11 protein-coding genes and 1 pseudogene are annotated in these 19,382 nt (G+C 71.0%); 3 read left to right on the top strand and 9 right to left on the bottom strand.

Going from position 1 to position 19,382, the window contains the following annotated elements; all coding sequences use genetic code 11:
* Window positions 1–62: 62 nt before the first annotated feature.
* The 9 genes and pseudogenes from JAO81_RS35715 to JAO81_RS35675 form a co-directional block, all read right to left on the bottom strand.
* Complete coding sequence (locus JAO81_RS35715) at window positions 63–578, bottom strand: hypothetical protein (protein ID WP_199552151.1); 516 nt, start codon at window positions 576–578, stop codon at window positions 63–65.
* 125 nt (window positions 579–703) lie between these two features.
* Entirely contained in the window at window positions 704–1,504 is an 801-nt protein-coding gene (locus tag JAO81_RS35710; protein ID WP_307814062.1) for an AraC family transcriptional regulator, read from the bottom strand.
* Between the two features lie 156 nt (window positions 1,505–1,660).
* A complete protein-coding gene (locus JAO81_RS35705; RefSeq protein ID WP_199552150.1) occupies window positions 1,661–2,188 on the bottom strand; it encodes a hypothetical protein in 528 nt (175 codons plus the stop codon).
* 148 nt (window positions 2,189–2,336) lie between these two features.
* Window positions 2,337–5,360, bottom strand: a complete 3,024-nt coding sequence (locus JAO81_RS35700) for a glycoside hydrolase family 38 C-terminal domain-containing protein (RefSeq protein WP_199552149.1) — start codon at window positions 5,358–5,360, stop codon at window positions 2,337–2,339.
* Window positions 5,361–5,472: 112 nt separating this feature from the next.
* A pseudogene (locus JAO81_RS35695) lies at window positions 5,473–7,493 on the bottom strand (endo-beta-N-acetylglucosaminidase).
* 88 nt (window positions 7,494–7,581) lie between these two features.
* On the bottom strand, window positions 7,582–8,862 hold the full coding sequence (locus JAO81_RS35690; protein WP_199552148.1) for a glycosyl hydrolase: 1,281 nt from the start codon (window positions 8,860–8,862) through the stop codon (window positions 7,582–7,584).
* 50 nt (window positions 8,863–8,912) lie between these two features.
* Entirely contained in the window at window positions 8,913–9,851 is a 939-nt protein-coding gene (locus tag JAO81_RS35685) for a carbohydrate ABC transporter permease (protein WP_199552147.1), read from the bottom strand.
* A complete protein-coding gene (locus JAO81_RS35680) occupies window positions 9,848–10,840 on the bottom strand; it encodes a carbohydrate ABC transporter permease (protein ID WP_199552146.1) in 993 nt (330 codons plus the stop codon). The genes JAO81_RS35685 and JAO81_RS35680 overlap by 4 nt, the downstream gene beginning before the upstream one ends.
* Before the next feature lie 24 nt (window positions 10,841–10,864).
* On the bottom strand, window positions 10,865–12,169 hold the full coding sequence (locus JAO81_RS35675; RefSeq protein WP_199552145.1) for a sugar ABC transporter substrate-binding protein: 1,305 nt from the start codon (window positions 12,167–12,169) through the stop codon (window positions 10,865–10,867).
* Between the two features lie 295 nt (window positions 12,170–12,464).
* Between JAO81_RS35675 and JAO81_RS35670 the strand changes: the two genes are divergently transcribed.
* The 3 genes from JAO81_RS35670 to JAO81_RS35660 form a co-directional block, all read left to right on the top strand.
* Complete coding sequence (locus tag JAO81_RS35670; protein WP_199552144.1) at window positions 12,465–17,450, top strand: NEW3 domain-containing protein; 4,986 nt, start codon at window positions 12,465–12,467, stop codon at window positions 17,448–17,450.
* Window positions 17,447–18,517 (top strand): LacI family DNA-binding transcriptional regulator, encoded by a 1,071-nt coding sequence (locus JAO81_RS35665; protein ID WP_199552143.1) that lies wholly within the window; start codon window positions 17,447–17,449, stop codon window positions 18,515–18,517. The genes JAO81_RS35670 and JAO81_RS35665 overlap by 4 nt, the downstream gene beginning before the upstream one ends.
* Window positions 18,518–18,738: 221 nt before the next feature.
* Window positions 18,739–19,382, top strand: a 644-nt coding sequence (locus JAO81_RS35660) for an ROK family protein (protein WP_233416397.1), incomplete at its 3' end; no start/stop codon positions are given.

Genomic DNA, 19,382 nt, shown 5'->3' with positions numbered 1-19,382 from the left:
GAAAGAAACCGGGCGGGCCGCTGGTCCGGCCCGCCCGGCCCCCCGTTCGGGAGCCGCCCGCTTTACGAGGCGACGCGTTCGCCGGTGGGCTCGGCGACGACGATCTGGAGGTGGGCGGGGGCGTACTTGCGCGCCTTGCCCAGCATCTGGTTGAGGTCGAACTTGTGGCTCTGCACCGCCACATACAGGGGCGCGGGCATCGCGGGGTGCGCCGGCGGCACCGCGACACCGGCCGGGAGCATCGCGCGTTCTTGCAGCCGTACGCCGATGAGGGCGTCGCCCTGCGCGGGGGTGGCGACGACGAACTGGGTGACGTCGTTCCAGGGCAGCACCACATTGCCGATCCGGACACCGGCCGCGTCGAACTGGAACAGGATCCGCTTCTGGTCGAACCACTGCGAGATGAACGGGATCGCGGCGACGATCACGACGCCGCCCTTCATGTCGAGCGCCCAGCCGAGGAGTGCGGCCAGCGCCACAATGCCGATGATCGACCCCCAGAGCCCCGCGAGGTCCTGCGGCGAGAAGGGGCGCGTGACCTTGTAGCGCTCCCAGCGTCCACGGCGCTGATTCGACATGTGGGTCCCCCTGTGACGTGTGGTCGATCGGTCTGCCCCGCGGCGGACGATCACATTCAGGGACGGTAGAGAGTCGGTGCGCGGGCTGGCTTGGACGAATTTGACCTCGCACCGAAAGCCGCAGGTCAGAGGGGTACGGCGCCTTCCGTCACCCGTGCGGCGACGATCTGGCCGGGGGTGATGGCGGCGAGGGCGCGGAACTCCCGGTTGAGATGCGCCTGGTCGTAGAACCCGCAGGTGGCGGTGAGCGCGCTCAGATCGACGGCGCCGCGCGCCATGAGCCCGATCGCGCGATGGAACCTGAGCACCCGGCCCGACATCTTCGGTGTCAGGCCGATCTGCTGGGTGAACTTCCGTACGAGGTACCCATGGCTCCAGCCGATCTCCTGCGCGATCCGGGCGACGGGGATGGTGCCGCCCGACCGTTCGAGCAACTGCCAGGCGTGGGCCACCTCGTGCGCGGGCGCGGGTCCTTCGCCGAGCCGGCCGAGCAGCGCCGCGTCGAGCAGGTCGAAGCGCTCGGCCCAGTCGCGCGCGTGGGACAGCCGCTCCACCAGCTCCCCGGCGCGCGGTCCGAGCACGTCCGTCAGCTCGACGACGGTATTGGTCAACTCCCGCATCGGCAGCGCGAACAGGCGGTACGCGCCCAGGGGTGTGAGCTCGAGCCGGATCGCCTCCTGCCCACCGGGATGGTCCGCGATCCGCGGTCCGTCCTCGAGGCCCGCGATCAGGGACCCGACCACCCGCACCGCGGGACCGTGCTCGCTCAGGCGGTGCACCTGGGCGAAGGGCTCACCGAGGCTGATCAGGACGACGGCACGACCGGTGGGCACGATCCGCACGCGGAACGGGGTGGCGGCTTCCTCCCAGTACCCGGCGTAGCTGTGGACATACGGCCGCAACGCGACGGGCCACGCCCGGCTCACCCGCCACCGATCCCCCACCCGCGTCATCCGCACCCCGGGCCCGCCCCTCACGCCCACGCCCCTTCCGGATTGCCGAAACGGGCATCATGGCACGGTCGGCCCATGCGGTGGTTATGGGTGGGAGAGGAGACCACGGGCGTTCCGTGAACACACCGCTTAGGAGCCTTCGGCAAACGCGGCGAGCGTGGCGAAGTCCGGGGTGCGCAAGCCGATGCGCGGGTTGACGTGATGCAGAAGCGCCGCGCCCCGATGGTGCGCGAACACGTAGGTGTCGTCCAGGGCGCTCTGTTCGTCGTCGACCCACGCGAAGGGGCAGCCCGCGGCGTAGGCGACCAGCGGGGCCGTCTTCCAGTGGACGCCGTCGACGCGTTCGGCGAACAGCGCTTCGCCGAAGTCGACGTAGGGAAGCTCGGGGAGGCCGAGAACCGGAGCGATCCAGCGGTTGGCGTCGGCCATCCATGTGGTGGCCCAGCACAAGTCGTAGCCGAGAGCGAGCAGTTGCGGGCCGTGCCCGGGATTGAGCCAGACGCGCAGCGGCCGGCGGCGCATGGCGTACCCGCCGCCCCACCGGTCGTCGTCCTGGGGGACACGCAGGGTTGTGTAGCCCTCGGGCCGCCGGTGGGCCTTGGCCGCGTACGGGTTGAGAGGGCCGTCCACGTCGAGGAAGAGGAGCGGTCTGGCCATGAAGGTCACGTGACGATCTTGCAGCCCCCCGCCCCTTGTGTCGAGATCCGTGATCACAAAGGGCGAGCAGCGCGACAGGAACGGTCGTGGATACGCCGCGCGCCGGGCCGGTGGAAGAGTTCCGCGGCCCGGCGCGTGACGGCGGGCGTCAGCGCGTGAACCGCAGCGTCACCAGTTCGAACGGGCGGAGGGACAAGGCGACCTCGCCGTCCCGTACCGCGTACGGCGGGGCGTCGGGCAGGGGGCGCTCCAGGAGGTCCGTCGCCACCACCGACGTGGTGTCCAGGTCCACCCGCAGGGACGTGCGGGCGCGGCCGCCCGCCGACTCGTAGACGCGGACCACCACGTCGCCCGAGCCGTCGTCCGCCAGCTTGACCGCGCTGATCGTGACGGCGGGCGAGGCCGCGGTGAACAGGGGCGACACCGGAGCGGCGCCTGTCACCCGGCGTTCCGGGAGGTTGATGGCGTAGCCCTCGCGGACCGCGTCCACGACCGAGGCGCCGGGGGCGAGTGCGTAGCGGAAGCGGTGGAGGCCCTGGTCGGTCTCCGGGTCCGGGAAGCGCGGGGCACGGAGCAGGGAGAGGCGGACGGTCGTGGTCGTGCCGGAGTCCGAGGGGCGGACCGTGCGGGTCACGTCGTGGCCGTACGTCGAGTCGTTGACCAGGGCGACGCCGAAGCCGGGCTCCTCCAGGTGCACGAAGCGGTGGTTGCAGGCCTCGAACTTGGCCGCTTCCCAAGAGGTGTTGGTGTGGGTCGGACGGTAGAGGTGACCGAACTGGGTCTCCGAGGCGTACCGGTCCGCGTGCACGTCGAGCGGGAAGGCCGCCTTGAGGAACTTCTCCGTCTCGTGCCAGTCGACCTCGGTCTCGATGTCGAGGCGCTTCTCCCCCGCGAGCAGGGTGAGGACCTGGGTGGCGCGCGAAGAGCCGAAGGACCGTACGACCTCCACGGCGACCCGGTCCCCTTCCGAGGCCGTCACACGCACCGAGTCCACGTCCGTCAGATCCGTGACCACGTTGCGGTAGAACTCGTCGACATCCCACGCGTCCCACATGTTCGGGAAGTCCGGGTGGATCTGGAGGAGGTTCGCCGCCGCACCCGGCGCCAAGGTCTCGCGCGCGGCCCCGATGTCGTACGCCGACACCACCAGACCCCGCTCGTCGATCTCCACCCGCAGCAGCCCGTTGTCGAGCACGAAGCCACCGTCGCCGCGCGGGGACAGCGCGACCGAGCCGGTCACCACGGCCGCGCCCGCACCGCCCGCCGCCACACCCGACCGCGTGTGCGTCGCCGCGTTGAAGACCAGTTCGACGGAGCCCGAGCCCGCCAGCGCCCCCTGCGCCGCCGCGATGATCGCGTTCAGCTCCGCGGCGACCGCCGCGTACGTCTTCTCCGCCTCCCGGTGCACCCACGCGATCGACGACCCCGGCAGGATGTCGTGGAACTGGTGGAGCAGGACCGTCTTCCAGATGCGGTCAAGGTCGGCGTACGGGTAGGGGAACCCGGCACGTACGGCCGCGGTCGCCGCCCACAGCTCCGCCTCGCGCAGCAGATGCTCCGAACGCCGGTTGCCCTGCTTCGTCTTCGCCTGGCTCGTCAGCGTCGCGCGGTGGAGTTCCAGGTAGAGCTCGCCGACCCAGACGGGCGGCTCGGGGTACTCCGCCTCGGCCTTCGCGAAGAACTCCGCCGGCTTCTCCCAGACGACCTGCGCGGAGCCTTCGAGGTCGCGCATGCGGCGCGCCTTCGCCAGCATCTCGCGAGTGGTGCCGCCACCGCCGTCGCCCCAGCCGGTCGGCGCGAGCGAGTGCTTGGCGACGCCCTTATCCTTGAAGTTCCGTGCCGCGTGGGCGATTTCACGGCCCAGCATCGAGCAGTTGTAGGTGTCGACGGGCGGGAAGTGCGTGAAGATCCGCGTCCCGTCGATGCCCTCCCAGTTGAACGTGTGGTGCGGGAACTTGTTGATCTGCGACCACGAGATCTTCTGCGTGAGCAGCCACTTGGAGCCCGCGGCCTTGATGATCTGCGGCAGCCCGCCCGCGAAGCCGAAGGTGTCGGGCAGCCAGGCCTCGTCGTTGTCGATGCCGAACTCGTCGAGGAAGAAGCGCTTGCCGTGCACGAACTGGCGGGCCATCGCCTCCGAGCCCGGCATGTTGGTGTCGGACTCGACCCACATGCCGCCGGCCGGTACGAAGCGGCCCTCGGCGACGGCCTTCTTGACCTTGGCGTACACCTCGGGGCGGTGCTCCTTGATCCAGGCGAACTGCTGGGCCTGGGACATCCCGAAGATGAACTCCTCCTCGGTTTCGAGGAGGTTGGTCATGTTGGACGTCGTACGGGCGACCTTGCGGACCGTCTCGCGCAGCGGCCACAGCCAGGCCGAGTCGATATGGGCGTGACCGACCGCGCTGATCCGGTGGGCGGAGGCGTCCGCGGGGGCGGACAGCACGCCGGCGAGCTCCGAACGGGCCGCCGCGGCCGTACCGTTGACGTCCTGGAGGTCGACCGCGTCGAGGCAGCGGTTGACCGCGCGCAGGATCTCCCAGCGGCGCCCGCCCTCGACGGGCAGCTCCTCCATGAGCTCGCCGAGGACTTCGAGGTCGGCTATCAGCTCCCAGACCTCACGGTCGAAGACCGCGAGGTCCATCCGCTCCAGGCGGTACTGGGGCTCCGAGCCGGCCGTGTCCTTGTCGCCGAGCCGCGTCGGACGGAACGGCTTGTCGCCGAGCAGCACCGGGTTCGAGGCCGCTTCGAGGTGCCACTCGACGCGCTCGCCGCCGGCGACCGACTCCCCCACCCGCACCCACTGGTTGCGCGGGTTGACCGCCTTCAGCGGCTCGCCGGCCGGGGTGTAGACGAGGGCCTCGCACTGGAAGCCGGGCATCCGCTCGTCGAAGCCCAGGTCGAGCACGGCCTCGACGGTACGGCCCGCCCACGCGGCCGGCACCTCGCCGGTCACCTTGAACCAGGTGGTGGCCCAGGGAGCCCCCCATGCGTCGCCGACCCGCACCGGTTCGTGCGTCGCGGCCAGACCCTCCTCGACCGGCACGGGCTCACCGGGCGCGGTCCAGGCCTCGACCGTGAGCGGCACGGACTCGGGGTAGACGGCGGGACGGATGCGCTCTTCGAGCACGCGCTTGAGGCGGGCCTCTACGAGGGCGCGGTCGTCATGCATGAGGGGACTCCAACTTCCTTGAGGAGCGGTGTTACTGGGGTGCGGTGTTACTGGGGTGCTGCGTTACTGGAGTGCCGCATTACCGAGGTGCGACGTCACCCGGGGTGCCGTGTCACCAGGCGTGGGTGGTGCTCGCGGTCGCCGAGGTGCTGTAGAGCTCCCCTACGGACCGTACTTCGAAGCGGATCTCGCGCTCGCCCTGCTCGACGGTGAGACCCTTGAGATACGCGGCGTTCGCGCACGTTCCCGTCAGGTACCGCCGAGTGCCGTCCGCGAGGACGCGATGCAGCTCGTACTGCCGTACGCGGCCGGATGCGCCCTGCCAGGACAGCCGGAACTGCCCGTCGCCGGAGGCCTTGTCGACCTTGAGCCCGGTGGGTGCGGCCACGGACTCCTGCGCGTCCTGCACGAGCAGCCCGCCGAGCCGCCACTTCACGGCTCCGCTGCCGGTCAGCCGTACCGCCAGACCGTGGATCGTGCCGGTGCCGAGCGAGTTCAGACGGACGTCCGCCGTGGACCAGTCGGCGCCCGGGGCGCCTGCCGACAGGAACGAGTACGTCAGCGGAGCCCCGGCCTCGGACGGCTCCCGCAGCGCGACGCCGAGCTCGACCCGCACCGCACCCGAGACCGCACGCTGGGCGAGGCGCACCACCGTGTCGGCACTCAACGGGAGCCGGGTGCGTGCAGTTCGATCACGACGGGCGCGTTCAGGGTGCCGTCGACCAGGACGGACGAACCGCCGCGCCAGGCATCCGCGAAGTCGAACGTCACGGCGGGCCGGTTGCCCGTGCCGCGCACGACCCATCTGCGTCCTGGCAGCACGTCCTGGAGGCCGAGCTGGTTCCAGGCTGCGTCGGAGCGGACCGCGCCGTCCTCGTACCACTTGAGGCCGTGACCGGTGTTGAAGGTGCAGCCGAACGGCAGGGACGTGACCGTGGACCGGTCGGCGACCGCGGTGGCGGGCGCACGCCAGGAGCCGGTGGACGGGCGCGACGGGTCGAGCGAGGTGCCGGTCCAGAACTGGTCGTCGGCCGCGTGGAACTGGCCGGGCGTACGGTCCGCCGGCAGGTGGTTGCGGGTCCACTCGGGCCGGTAGAAGCCGAGCGAGGTGACGTGCGAGCCGCCGCTCGGGAAGAGTGCCTCCCAGTTGACCGGCTTGTTCCAGCCGGACGCCTCGACGTCCACGCCCGCCCACAGCTCGTACCGGTCGCGGTCGAGGTTCTGGGCGAGCGCCCCGGAGGAACTCAGGTCCGCCGCCGTCCAGTTGAAGTTGAGGAACATCGTGTCGGACGCCTGGAAGAAGTCCTGGTTCTCGGCGTTCAGGCAGTCCTGCCAGACCACCGAACCGTTCTTGATCATCGAGTCGTACCAGGTGACCCGCAGACCGTGCGGCTCGCCCAGACGCTTGAGCTCCTTCAGGAACGCGAGCATCTGCGTGGCGAGCGCCGCGTCGCCCCCGCCGGTCTCGGTGTTCACGAACCAGCCGTCGAAGCCGTACGCGGTGGCCACCCGCACCAGCTTCTCGGCGATCGGGAAACGGCCGAGCGCGTCCTTCTGCACGAGGTCCCGGGTCCACTGCAGCTGACCGCCGTACGCGGCCGGGGGCAGGAAGATGTTGCCGATGACGGGGACGCCGTTGCGGTGGGCGGCGTCCACGACCGGCGCGTTGGGCGCGAGGATGATCCCCTCACCGGAGGAGCCGCCCCAGAAGACCAGTTCGTCGATGTACGCCCAGTGGGTCAGGGCGTAGTAGTCGGCCGTCGCCGCGCCCTGCGACGGGTTGGACGCGGTCGTCTCGAAGGAGACGAGCGAGGCGAGGCGCCCCTGGCCCGCGCGGGCCGTGGTGTTCACCGCGACCGGCGTGAACCGCTCGGCCATCGGCACGGTCGAGCGGTTGTACGCGAGATCGGCGTCGGACTCGGGCGTCCAGGTCTTCAGGGAACGCCAGGTGATCCCGGCGCCCGGGGAGCCGGCGGGCAGCGAGTCGGGGAACCAGTAGGAGGCGTACGGCTGCAGGTTCTCCGCGGCCTTCTTCTTGTCCTTGGCCGAGGCCTGAGCCGGAAGCGAAGTGGCGATCAGCCCGGCCGCCGCGGCGGCCGAACCGAGCACCACGGTGCGACGGGTGGGACGGATCCCGGAGGTGGGACGGATCCCGGAGGTGGGACGGACCCCGGAGGTGGGGCGTGGCTGCGTCATTGCAGGAAGCTCCTTGTGGGGAGAGTCAGTCGACCTCTTCAGGACTGACCACGGCGGTGATCCCGCGCGCGGCCAGGTGCTCGGTGTCGTGCTCGTGCTCGGCCAGGACCACGGCGGGGCGGACGCCCTGAGCCGTCAGACGGTGCCAGGCCTCGAAGAAGGTGCCCCCCGGGCCGCAGAGTTCGCGCTGCGGAGAGGCGACGGTGTCCCCGGTGTCGAGGACGAGTGCGGTCGTACGGGGAGCGGGCGCGTACTCCTTGGACTGCCACTCCTCGACGATCCGGGCGATCGCCGCACCGGCCGGCTTGACCTCGCGCTCGTTGGTCAGCAGGCCGAGGCTGTACTCGAGTTCGGGGAAGTCGGCGAGCTCGCGGGAGACGTCGTGGGAGCACCACCACGTCACGCCCCAGACGTCCGTGCAGTCCAGCGCGTTGGCGACGGTGCGCTCGGTGAAGTGCGCGGCGTGCTCGGCCGGGATGTGCGGCGCCGGCGCGCCGACCTCCTGCAGCCAGACGGGGCGCGCCGGGTCCGTGTGCCAGGCGCGGGCCAGCTCGATCATGTACGCGGCGTGGTGCTCGGTCGCCACTCCCGTACGGCCGTGGCGCTGGGCCGTTCCGTTGAACACCCAGGAGTGCACCGCGGTCGCCCCGCCGAGCCGCGCGGCCTGCGCGGGCGTGAACGGGTGGGCGTCCTGGTACCAGGCGGCGTCGTACTCGGCGTGCAGATGGAACCTGCCGGGCGCGCCCGCCTCGCACGCGGCGAGCATCCGCTCCAGCCAAGTCGCGGCCTGCTCATGGGAGATGCGGTCCGGATCGGGGTGCGGGTCGTGCGAGAACTGGTTGATCTCGTTGCCGATGGTCATGCCGAGGAAGTTGGGCCGGTCGGCGAGCGCGGCCGCGAGGGTGCGCAGGTACTCCTCCTGACCGGAGATCACCTCGGGGTCGGCGAAGATGTTCCGCCGGTGCCAGGTCTGGGTCCAGGCCGGCAGGAAGTCGAAGCTCGACAGGTGTCCCTGCAGACCGTCGACGTTGACGTCGAGGCCGCGCTCGCCGGCCGCGTCGGCCAGCTGCACCAGCTGCTCGACGGCGCGCGGGCGGATCAGGGTGCGGTTGGGCTGGAACAGCGGCCACAGCGGGAAGACCCGGATGTGGTCGAGGCCGAGCGCGGCGATCGAGTCCAGGTCGGCCCGTACGGCGTCGAGGTCGAAGTCGAGCCAGTGGTGGAACCAGCCTTGCGTGGGCGTGTAGTTGGCACCGAACCGGGGGGTGCGAGGGGCATCGGCGTGCGGGCGGGCGGCGTCGGGCATGGGGGTCCTAGCGTTACGGGCGTGCAGGGGGCGGGAGGTCGCTCAGGGAGTCAGCCCTTGACGGCGCCCTCACCCACCCCGCGGAAGAAGAAGCGCTGCAGACAGGCGAACAGCACGATCAGGGGCGCGACGGCGATGATCGTGCCCGCCGCCACCAGGCGCTGGTTGTTCGCGAAGGTGCCGTGCAGATAGTTCAGGCCGATGGTGAGCGTGAAGTTGGACTGGTCGCTCAGCACGATCAGCGGCCACAGGAAGTCGTCCCAGGCGCCCATGAAGGCGAAGATCGCGACGACGGCGATCGTGCCCTTGACCGCCGGCAGCGCGATCCTCGTGAACCGCTGCCAGGCGTTGGCGCCGTCGACGAAGGCGGCCTCTTCGATCTCGTACGGGATGTTGGAGAAGGCGTTGCGCATCAGGAGCACGTTCAGGGCGCCGATGCAGGCGGGCAGGACCACACCGGTGAGGGTGTTGTTGAGGCCGAGCTCCCGCATCGTCATGAACTGGGCGATGATGATCGACTCGACCGGCACCAGCATCGCCATCACGAACGCGACGGTGGCGAGCTTGCGGCCGCGGAACTTCAGGCGGGCCAGGGCGTATCCGGCGAGCGCGGCGCCGATCACGTTGGTGAGGACGTTGGCGAGCGCGACCTTCAGGGAGTTGAGGGCGAAGTCCCAGACCGGGATCAGCTCGGCGACCTTGCCGTAGTTGTCGAAGGTCGGCTCGGAGGGCAGCAGCTTCGGCGGGTAGCTGTAGATGTCCTCGCCCGCGCCCTTGAGCGAGGTGGACAGCTGCCACAGGAAGGGGCCCACCATGATCGCGAACACGGCCAGGAGCAGCAGGTAGCGCAGGACCAGCTTCCACGCCGGCGGCCGCCGTCCGCCCTCGGCGAGGAACTTGTCCTTCACGGACGGACGGGGCCTGCGGGTCCCGCGCCGCTTCGGCGCCGGTTCCTGCCGCTTCGGGGAGTCCAGGGTCTGCGCGCTCATGCGTCGCCCTCCTTCTTGTCCGCCTTCAGCACGAGCAGCATCAGGCCAAGGGTGATCACGAAGACGACGACGGAGATCGCGGAGGCATAGCCGACGCGTCCGCTCAGACCGGTGCCGACCTGCTTGATCAGCATGACGAGGGTGGTGTCCTCGCCGCCGGGGCCGCCGTTGGGTCCGGCCATCAGATAGACCTCGGAGAAGACCTTGAAGGCGTTGACCGAGGAGAGCGCGGCGACCAGGACCATCGTGGAGCGCACGGCCGGCACGGTGACCGTGAAGAAGCGGCGGATCGCCCCGGCTCCGTCCACGGCGGCGGCCTCGTGCAGCTCCTTCGGTACGTTCCCGAGCGCGGCCATGTAAATGATCATGTAGTAGCCGAGACCCTTCCAGACCGTGACCAGCATGGCGCTGATGAGCAGCAGCCACTGGTCGCTGAGGAAGGCCACGGGTCCGATCCCGATCGCGCCGAGCACGGCGTTGACCAGGCCGCGGTCGTCGAGCATCCAGACCCAGATCAGGCCGACCACGACGACGGAGGCGACCACGGGGGTGTAGAAGGCGGAGCGGAAGAACGAAATGCCCGGCAGATAGCGCTGCACCAGCATCGCGAGCAGCAGCGGCAGGATCACCAGCGGCGGTACGACGCCCACGATGTACAGAAGACTGTTGCGCAGCGCCGTCCAGAACATCTCGTCCTGCCACAGCTCTTGATAGTTCGCTCCCCCGACCCACTTCCCCGCGATCAGGGTGCGCTGGTCGGTGAACGAGCTCGACACCGTGGAGAAGAACGGGAAGAGGACGAAGCCGCCGATGATCGAGAAGCCCGGCAGCAGGAACAGCCAGGGCGTGCTCGGCAGGTGGGTGCGGATGCCGCGCCGCTTGGGCGAGGCCGGGCCGGCGTGAACTGCGGCGGGCGCGGGGGGCGAGGGGGCGGTGGCCGGCCCGGTCTTGGCGACCGGCTCACCGTTCCTCGTCGACGTGTCGCTCATGTCGTACGGTCCTCGGGCGCCCGATCAGCCGGCCTGCTGCAGCAGCTTGTCGCACTCGGCGACCGCGTCGTCCATGGCCTGCTTGGGCGACTTCTTGCCCTGCATGGCCTTGGCCACCTCGTTCTTGAGGACCGTCTTCATCTGCTCGGTGAAGACCACCGGGGTGTAGTTGACCGCGGTCTTCAGCGACTTGGCGGCGGCCACCCTGATCCGGCCCTCGTCGGTCCCGTCGTCCTTGGTGTAGAACTCCTTGTCCAGGCTGCCCTTGGTGGACGGGAAGACCGCCACCTCCTGGCCGAACTTCTCCTGGTTCTCGGCGTTCGTCACCCAGTGGGCGAACTCGATCGCGGCCGGCTTGACCTTGGACTGGGCGTTCACCATCAGGCCCTGGACGTACATGTTGTCCTTGCCCGTGTTGTTCACCGCGGGCGTGACGCCGATGTTCTTGTAGAGGCTCGGGGCCTCCTTCTTGTACGTCCCCAGGTCGTGCGCGCTGCCGGGGTTCATGGCGATCTGCTGCTGCTGGAACTTGCGGCCCGAGGACTCCGCGACGGCGGTCAGGGCCTGCTCGTCGAGGGCGCCCTTGTCGTAGAGCTCCTTGTACTTCTCGACGAGCTCGACGCCCTTGGCGTCGTTGAAGGTGAACTTGGTCTTGTCCGCGTTCATCAGCTCGACGCCGTAGCGGCCGAAGTCCTCGACGGCCGGGGCGTTGGACAGCATGGCGATCTTGCGGTCGCTGTTCTCCGCCATCTTCAGGGAGTCGGCGAAGAGCTGGTCATAGGACGTCGGCGGCTTCTCGGGGTCGAGGCCCGCGTCCTTGAACAGCGCCTTGTTGTAGAACATCGGGCCGGTGTTCAGGTACCAGGGGAACGCGTACGTGCCGGTCTTGCCCGGCATCTCGTGGCCCTTCCAGGCGCCGTCGAGGTACTCGCCCTTGAACTTGGCGGCGGCCGGGTCCTCGTCGAGGTTGAGCGCGAGGCCGGCCTTGGCGAGCGGGGTGGCGAGGTCGGGGGCGACGTTCACGACGTCGGGCAGCGTGCCCGCGGTGGCGTCCGCGCTGAGCTTGTCCGCGTAGCCCTCGGCGGGCTGGTCGATCCACTGGACCTCGACGTCCGGGTACTTCTTCTCGAAGCCGTCGATGACGCCCTCGAAGTAGTCCTTGAAGTTGGTCTTCAGATTCCAGGTCTGGAATTTGACCGTGCCTTCGATCTTCCCGGACGACTCGCTGTTCCCGTCGCCGCCCGATCCGGTGCCTCCGCACGCCGTGGCGACGAGGGCTGAGGTGACCGCGAAAGCGGTGGCTGTGGCGACGCGACGGGATATCCGCATGGCCGGGGCTCCTTTGCTCGGACCTGATACGACAACCGAAATCGAGAAATGCGAAATGCAAGACCTTGCGCCGAATACTCGCCCCCGACCCCGGGGACAGTCAACGGATTCCTTATCCCCAAACGGCTCTACTTCACGGGACGTTAGTCCATAGCGGCGCGGCGCCGAGGCTACTAATGCGGTTTAGCTCATGTCAACACCCCTGACCTCACCTGCCCAGACAGGCGCTTGACACAGGACCTGCGCACCGTTCAGGGTGTGATCACTAATGCGGTTTAGGTAAAGGAACTCCCCCGTGCCGGACCAGGCTTTCTCCGTCCACGTCAGCGGTGTCACCACACCTGGTCTCTTCACGGGCCCCGAGAGCGATCCGCTGCAGGTCGTCCGGGTCCGCATCCGCCGCACCCGCCCGGCGGGCCCACTCCGGATCTCGGTCAGGGGCCAGGGCGTCACCACACCCCGGCCGCGCCTGCTGCGCGCCGACACGGCCGAGGCGTACGCGGGCGTGGACGCGAAGGCCGAACTCGGCGGTGGCGCACGGCAGTCGGAGACGTCACTGGAGTCCTGGGCCGAGGTCCCGGTCCGCATCGCGGACGCCGCTCCGGGCGACCGGCTGCCGGCCACGGCGCACGTGCACGCCTCCGACGGCCGCCTGCTCGCCTCGTACGACTTCGAGCTGACGGTCGCCGAACCGGGCTGGACCGTCCGACTGGTCCCGCACTTCCACTACGACCCGATGTGGTGGAACACCCAGGCCGCCTACACCGCTCTCTGGGACACCCCGCAGCGCGAGGGCGAGCCGGAGAAGGGCTGGGAGTACACGGGCGTGCCGGCGTTCACGCTCGTACCGCTGCATCTGCAGCAGGCGGCGGACGACCCGTCGTACCGCTTCGTGCTCTCGGAGATCGACTACCTCAAGCCGTTCTGGGACACGCATCCCGAACATCGCGAAGAGATCCGGCAGTTGATACGCGAGGGGCGCCTAGAGATCGTCGGCGGGACGTACAACGAGCCGTCCACGAACCTGACCTCCGCCGAGACCACCGTCCGCGGCGCGGTGCACGGGCTCGGCTTCCACCGTGACGTGCTCGGCGGAAATCCCCGTACGGCCTGGCAGTTGGATGTCTTCGGTCACGATCCGTCGTTCCCGTCCCTGATGGCGGACGCGGGTCTGGACTCGGCGGTGTTCGCGCGCGGTCCGCACCATCAGTGGGGTCCGATGATGGACACCTGGGGCGAGGCGCTGCGCCCGCCGAGCGCGATGCAGCTGCCCGCCGAGTACGACTGGATCGGGCCGAGCGGCTCCGGCCTGCTGCTGCACTATCTGCCGGCGCACTACTCGGCCGGGTGGTTCTCCCACAAGGCCGCGTCCTCGGAGGCGGCGGCCGGGCAACTCCTCGATCTGTACGAGCTGTTGAGGACGGGCGCGGCGACCCGCAACGTCCTCATCCCGATGGGCACCGACTTCTCCTGGCCGCACCCCTGGGGCCTGGACGTCCAGCACGCGTGGAACCGCCGCTACACCTGGCCACGCATGGAGCACTCCGGTCCGCGCCAGCACTTCGCCGCCGTACGGGCCGAGTTGGAGGCACGGGGGGAGCGGCCGCTGCCGGTGACACGGGAGATGGGCCCCGTGTACACCGGCAAGGACGTCACGTACGCCGACGTGAAGCAGGCCCACCGGGCGGCCGAGTATCTGGTCCAGGAAGCGGAGACCTACGCGTCCCTGGTCCATGCGCTCGGCCTGATGACGTACCCGGCGGACGCGCTGGACAAGGCGTGGCGGCATCTGCTGCACGCGGCGCACCATGACGCGGTGACGGGAACTTTCTCGGATCAGGTGTATCTGGATCTGCTGCCGACGTGGCGGGAGGCGTACGAACTCGCCGATTCCGTACGGGAGTCGGCGCTGTCGGCGATGGCGGCCGCGGTGGACACGCGGGTGCCCGCGGCGGGCGAGTCCGCGGCGGGCGACAAGCTCAGCCTGTCCGCGCAGGCGGGTGCGGCCGCCGGCGGAGTGGTGGCTGTGACCGTGTTCAACCCCGTGTCGTGGGACCGCACGGACGTGGTGCGGACGAGCGTCGCGCTGGACGCGCTCGGTGTCGCGGACGCGGCATGGATCGGCGTACGCGGCGAAGAGGGCGGCGCCCCCGCTCCCGTGCTGGTCGAGCACGTGCACGACGGGGTGGCACGGATCGCGTTCCTCGCGCGCGAGGTGCCCTCGCTCGGGCACCGGACATGGTGGCTGGCGGGCACGGACGGGCCGGTGTCCGCGGGGTGGGTCGTGGCGTCCGAGGCGGCGGTGGACGGGGGCGCGGGGTGGGCCGTGGCCTCCGAAGCGGCGACAGGCAGGGGCACGGGGCGCGCCACCGAGTCCGGAGCGGCGGTGGACGGGGACGCGGGGTGGACCGTGGCCTCCGAAGCGGCGGGGGACGGGGGCGCGGGGCGCGCCACCGAGTCCGGAGCGGCGGTGGACGGGGATGCGGGGTGGGCCGTGGCCTCCGAAGCGGCGACGGGCAGGGGCACAGGGTGCGCCACCGAGTCCGGAGCGGCGGTGGACGGGGACGCGGGAAGTGCCCCGTCGTGCCTTCGCATCGCCAACGGGATGTTCCTCGTCGAGGCCGACCCCTCCCGCGGCGGCGGGCTCAGCCGGGTGGCCGATCTGCGCTCCGGCCGCGAGCTGATCACCCCAGGCGAGGTCGACGAACTGGTCGTCCAGGACGAGTACGCCGCGCATCCGTTCTTCGAGGAAGGACCCTGGCACCTGCTGCCCAAGGGCCCGGGGACGGGCTCGGGTGCGGCGCCCGCCGAGTCCGTGGCGGTGGAGCACAGTCCGCTCGGTGCACGCATCGTGGCGCGTGGCCGTACGGGGCCGGTGCGCTGGACCCGTACGACCACGCTCTGGGAGGGCCTCGACCGGGTGGAACTCACCACGCGGGTCGACGAGTTCGAGGGCAGTGACCAGCTGCTCAGGCTGCGGATCCCGGCGGATGTGCCGGGTGCGCTGCCGGTGGCGGAGACGGCCGCGGCAGCTGTGGGGCGCGGGTTCGCGTTCCCGGAGACCGATACGGGTGTGGACCACACGCGGGCGCCCTGGACGCTGGACACACCGTGCCTGAACTGGTTCGCGCTGTCGTCGACGCTCCGGGTCGCGCTCACCGGCCCCGAGGGCACGCGGGTGGGCGAACGTCCGCTCGGCGCCGGCGAGATCGTGCTGCCGGACGCCGGGTTGCCCGGGTACGGACAGCCGATGCCGCCGGGCGCCGAGGAGACCGGTGGCCCCTCCGGTGGCGGCTCCGGTTCCGCGACAGCCGGAACCCAGAAGGCCGACGCCCACTCCCGCGCCGCAACGGCCGGAGCCGAAAAGACCGACGACCGCACCGGTTCCGCGACAGCCGGAGCCCAGAAGGCCGACGCCCACTCCCGCCCCACGACAACCGCACCCTCCGCGGCCCCCTCGGCGGACGGTCCTGGCGCCCCCCTCCGCGACCCCCTCCGCGACCTCGTCACCGCCCTCGTGCAGCACGGAGTCACGACCACCCCGACCCGGGCCCGGGGCCCCCGCTGGGGCGATCTCGCCGTCGACAGCAGCCTGCCCGACTTCCGTATCGCCCTCGGCGGCCCCGAGGTCAACTCCTTCACCGCCGCGGTGCTTTCCGCTGCTCCCGCCGCGTACACGAAGGCCGTACGGGACCGCGAGAGCCCGCTCGTCCTGGTGCCCGCCCAGGCGCCGCTGCGCGAGGTGTGGCAGCCCGGGTGTGACCTCACGGGGCCACGGGACCTGCCCGTTCTCGCCCTCACCGGCGATGCCCTGCCGGGCGCGCTGGCCGCCCCCGCCGAGACCGTCCGCCGGGACGCGGCCCTGGGGGCGCTCGCGCCCGAAGGGGCCGCCGAGCCGTTCGAGGACCGGACCGTCGGCGTCCTCGTCCGCGGCACACCCAGCTTCGCCATCGACACCGAGGGCCGCCTGCACAGCACCCTGATGCGGTCCTGCACGGGACGGCCGAGCGCCGAGTGGATGGATCCGCCCCGGCGGACCGCGCCGGACGGCAGCTCCTTCCAGCTGCAGCACTGGACCCATGTCTTCGAGCACGCGCTCGTCGCGTCCGAAGGCGACTGGCGGGAGGCCGATCTCCTGCGCAGGGGACGGGAGTTCAACCAGCCTCTCACCGCCGTGACGGGCACGCTCCATGACGGACCCGCTCCCCGCGCCATGTCACACCTCTCGGTCGAACCGTCCCGGCAGGTCCTCGTCGAGACCGTGAAGAAGACGGAGGACGGCGAGGCCTTCGCCGTACGGCTGCGGGAGACGCATGGCCGGGCGGTGCGGCCGACGCTCATCAGGGAGATGGTGGTGGTCGGCGCCGAGCGGACCGGGCTGCTCGAGGAGCCCTCGGGCGACGAGCGGCTCGCGGCGAATCCGCCGGACGATGTGTTCGATCTGAGCGGCAACGCGTACGCCACGGTACGGCTCACCTCCGAACCCTCGCCCGGAACGGAGCCTCTGCGCGAGTCGGTGCAGCCCGTGTTCAGCCGCTACTGGCTGCACAACACCGGCACGGCGCCGCTGGGCAACGCCCCGTACTCGGTGCGGGTCATGCCCTACGCGCTCACGGCGGAAGGCTCCGAGCCGCTGCGTACGGAGGTCGCCTTGACCTCCAACTCGCGTGATGCGGCCGGTGATTGTCCGGTCGACGTGCTGCTCCCAGAGGGGTGGTCCGCCGACTGGACCCGGGGGACCGTACGGATCGACGCCGACGGGCACACCCGGCTGCCGCTCACCGTGCGGCCGGCGCCCGATGCCGAGAGCGGCGACCATCTCGTACGCGTGGTGATGACGACCCCCGCCGGCGCGGTCGAGGACTGCCTCACCGTGACCGTGCCGGGCCGGTCCGGACCGCCGCCCGGGATCAGCGTCGAGGCCGAGACCACGCGGGTGGACCTGACACCCGGCGGACGGGGCGAGGTGGCGGTGCTCGTACACAACGGTCTGCACAGCGATCTGCACGGCGAGGCGCTCGCCGTATCCCCGTACGGTAGTTGGCAGCTCACCGGGCAGCGCACCGTGCTTCAGTTGGCCGCGCGGGACACAACCCGGACCGTGTTCGAGCTGTCCGCACCCGTGGACACCCCGCCCGGTGTGTACTGGGTGCTGATCAAGGCCGTATGCCAAGGGCGTATCGCCTACGGTCCCGCCGTCGCCGTCCGCGTGGGCCAGGAGCCCCACCGGCAGGACGGCACCGAGCGGGCCACGGCACCGTACGAGGGGAAGGCACGATGACACCGCAGAGCGACGGCGCCGCACGGGCCACCCCCGCGCGCAGACCCACCATCAAGGACATCGCGCGCCGGGCCGGAGTCTCGGAGAGCGCCGTGTCCTTCGCCCTCAACGGGCGGCCCGGGGTGTCGCAGGGCACCCGGGACCGTATCCACCGGGTGGCCGAGGACCTCGGCTGGCAGCCCAACAGCGCCGCGCGTGCGCTGTCCGGGGAGCGTTCGGGGTGTGTGGGCCTGGTGCTCGCGCGGCCCGCGCACACCCTCGGCGTGGAGTCCTTCTTCCTCCAACTGGTCTCCGGAGTCCAGGAAGTGCTCGCCGCACGGAAAGTGGCGCTGCTCTTCCAGGTGGTCGAGGACATCGAGGCGGAATGCGCGGTGTACAGGCGCTGGTGGGCGGAGAAGCGCGTGGACGGTGTGCTGGTCGTCGACCCGCGCAGCGATGATCCGCGGCCCGAGCTGCTCGACTCGCTCGGCCTTCCTTCGGTGATGATCGGCGCGCCCGCCGAGGGCGAGCGGCAGGTGTCGACGGTGTGGGCGGACGATTCCGCCGCGATGGCCTCGGTGCTCGCCCATCTCCACGGACTCGGCCACCGCCATGTCGTGCACGTGGCGGGTCTGCCCGGCCTCGCGCACACGGAGCGGCGGATCAACTCGCTGCGTACGGAGGCAGGGCGGCTCGGGCTCACGGCGATCCGTTCCGTACCGACCGACTACTCGGACGCGGAGGGCGCGGAGGCCACGCGGCGGGTGCTCGACTCGGACGCGCCGCCGACGGCGATCGTGTACGACAACGACGTGATGGCGGTCGCCGGGGTCGCCGTGGCCGCCGAGCGCGGTATCAAGGTGCCGGGCGAACTGTCCATCGTGGCCTGGGACGACTCGGCCCTGTGCCGGGTGACGCATCCTCGGCTGACCGCGCTCGTGCGGGACACCTCGGGGTTCGGGCGGCTCGCCGCGGAGGAGCTCCTGGCGCGGCTCGACGGCGGTCCGGTGCGCAGCCTTCAGGCCGAACTCCCGCATCTGGAGCCTCGGGAGAGTACGGGGCCGCCATCCAGCCCGGCCGGCGTTTGAGGCCATCCGACCGCAGGTCGGATTCGGGGCCTGGGGCGAAGCCCCAGCTTCGGGAAGGGGCAGGTAGGGGAAAAGCCCCCACCGCCCACACCCGTAGCCGTACGATCCGCACCCACCCGGCGCGCCCGGGACCGCACACGACAGGAGCACCGCCCGTGACCACCCTCGACCTCCTCCCGCTCCCGGCCCCCGACAGTGCGGGCCCCGGGGTCACGCTTGCCCTGGACATCGGGGGGACGAAGATCGCGGGGGCGCTGGTGCGGGGCGACGGGAAGTTGCTTGTCACCGCGCGCCGGGCCACTCCGCGCGGCACCGACGGCGACGGTGTGATGGCCGCGCTCGAAGAGGTCGTCGGTGAACTCTCGCAGGCTCCCGAGTGGGCCGGTGTCCGCCGGTGCGGGATCGGCAGCGCGGGGCCGATCGACGCCTCGCGCGGCACCGTGAGTCCGGTCAACATCGGGGCCTGGCGCGGTTATCCGGTCGTCGAGCGGACCGAGAAGGCGCTCGCACGGCACGGTGCTCCGGTGCCCACCGTGCTCGTCGGCGACGGGGTCGCCATGACCGCCGCCGAGCACTGGCTGGGCGCGGCCCGCGGCCACCGCAACGCCCTGTGCATGGTGGTCTCCACGGGCGTCGGCGGCGGTCTGGTGCTCGACGGCCGGCTGCATCCCGGGCCGACCGGGAACGCGGGGCACATCGGCCACATCAGTGTCGAACTCGACGGCGAGCTCTGCCCCTGCGGCAGCCGCGGCTGCGTCGAGATCATCGCGTCCGGTACGTCGATCGCGCGGCACGCGGGGCTCGCCGACGCGGCCGCCGCGGCCGAGGCCGCCCGCGCCGGCGATCCGGCCGCGCTCGCGGCCTT

This window comes from Streptomyces sp. N35 (assembly GCF_016464295.1).
Lineage (GTDB): Bacteria > Actinomycetota > Actinomycetes > Streptomycetales > Streptomycetaceae > Streptomyces.
Note: the sequence above shows the minus strand (reverse complement) of the source record. Positions and strands in the feature narration are given on the sequence as shown.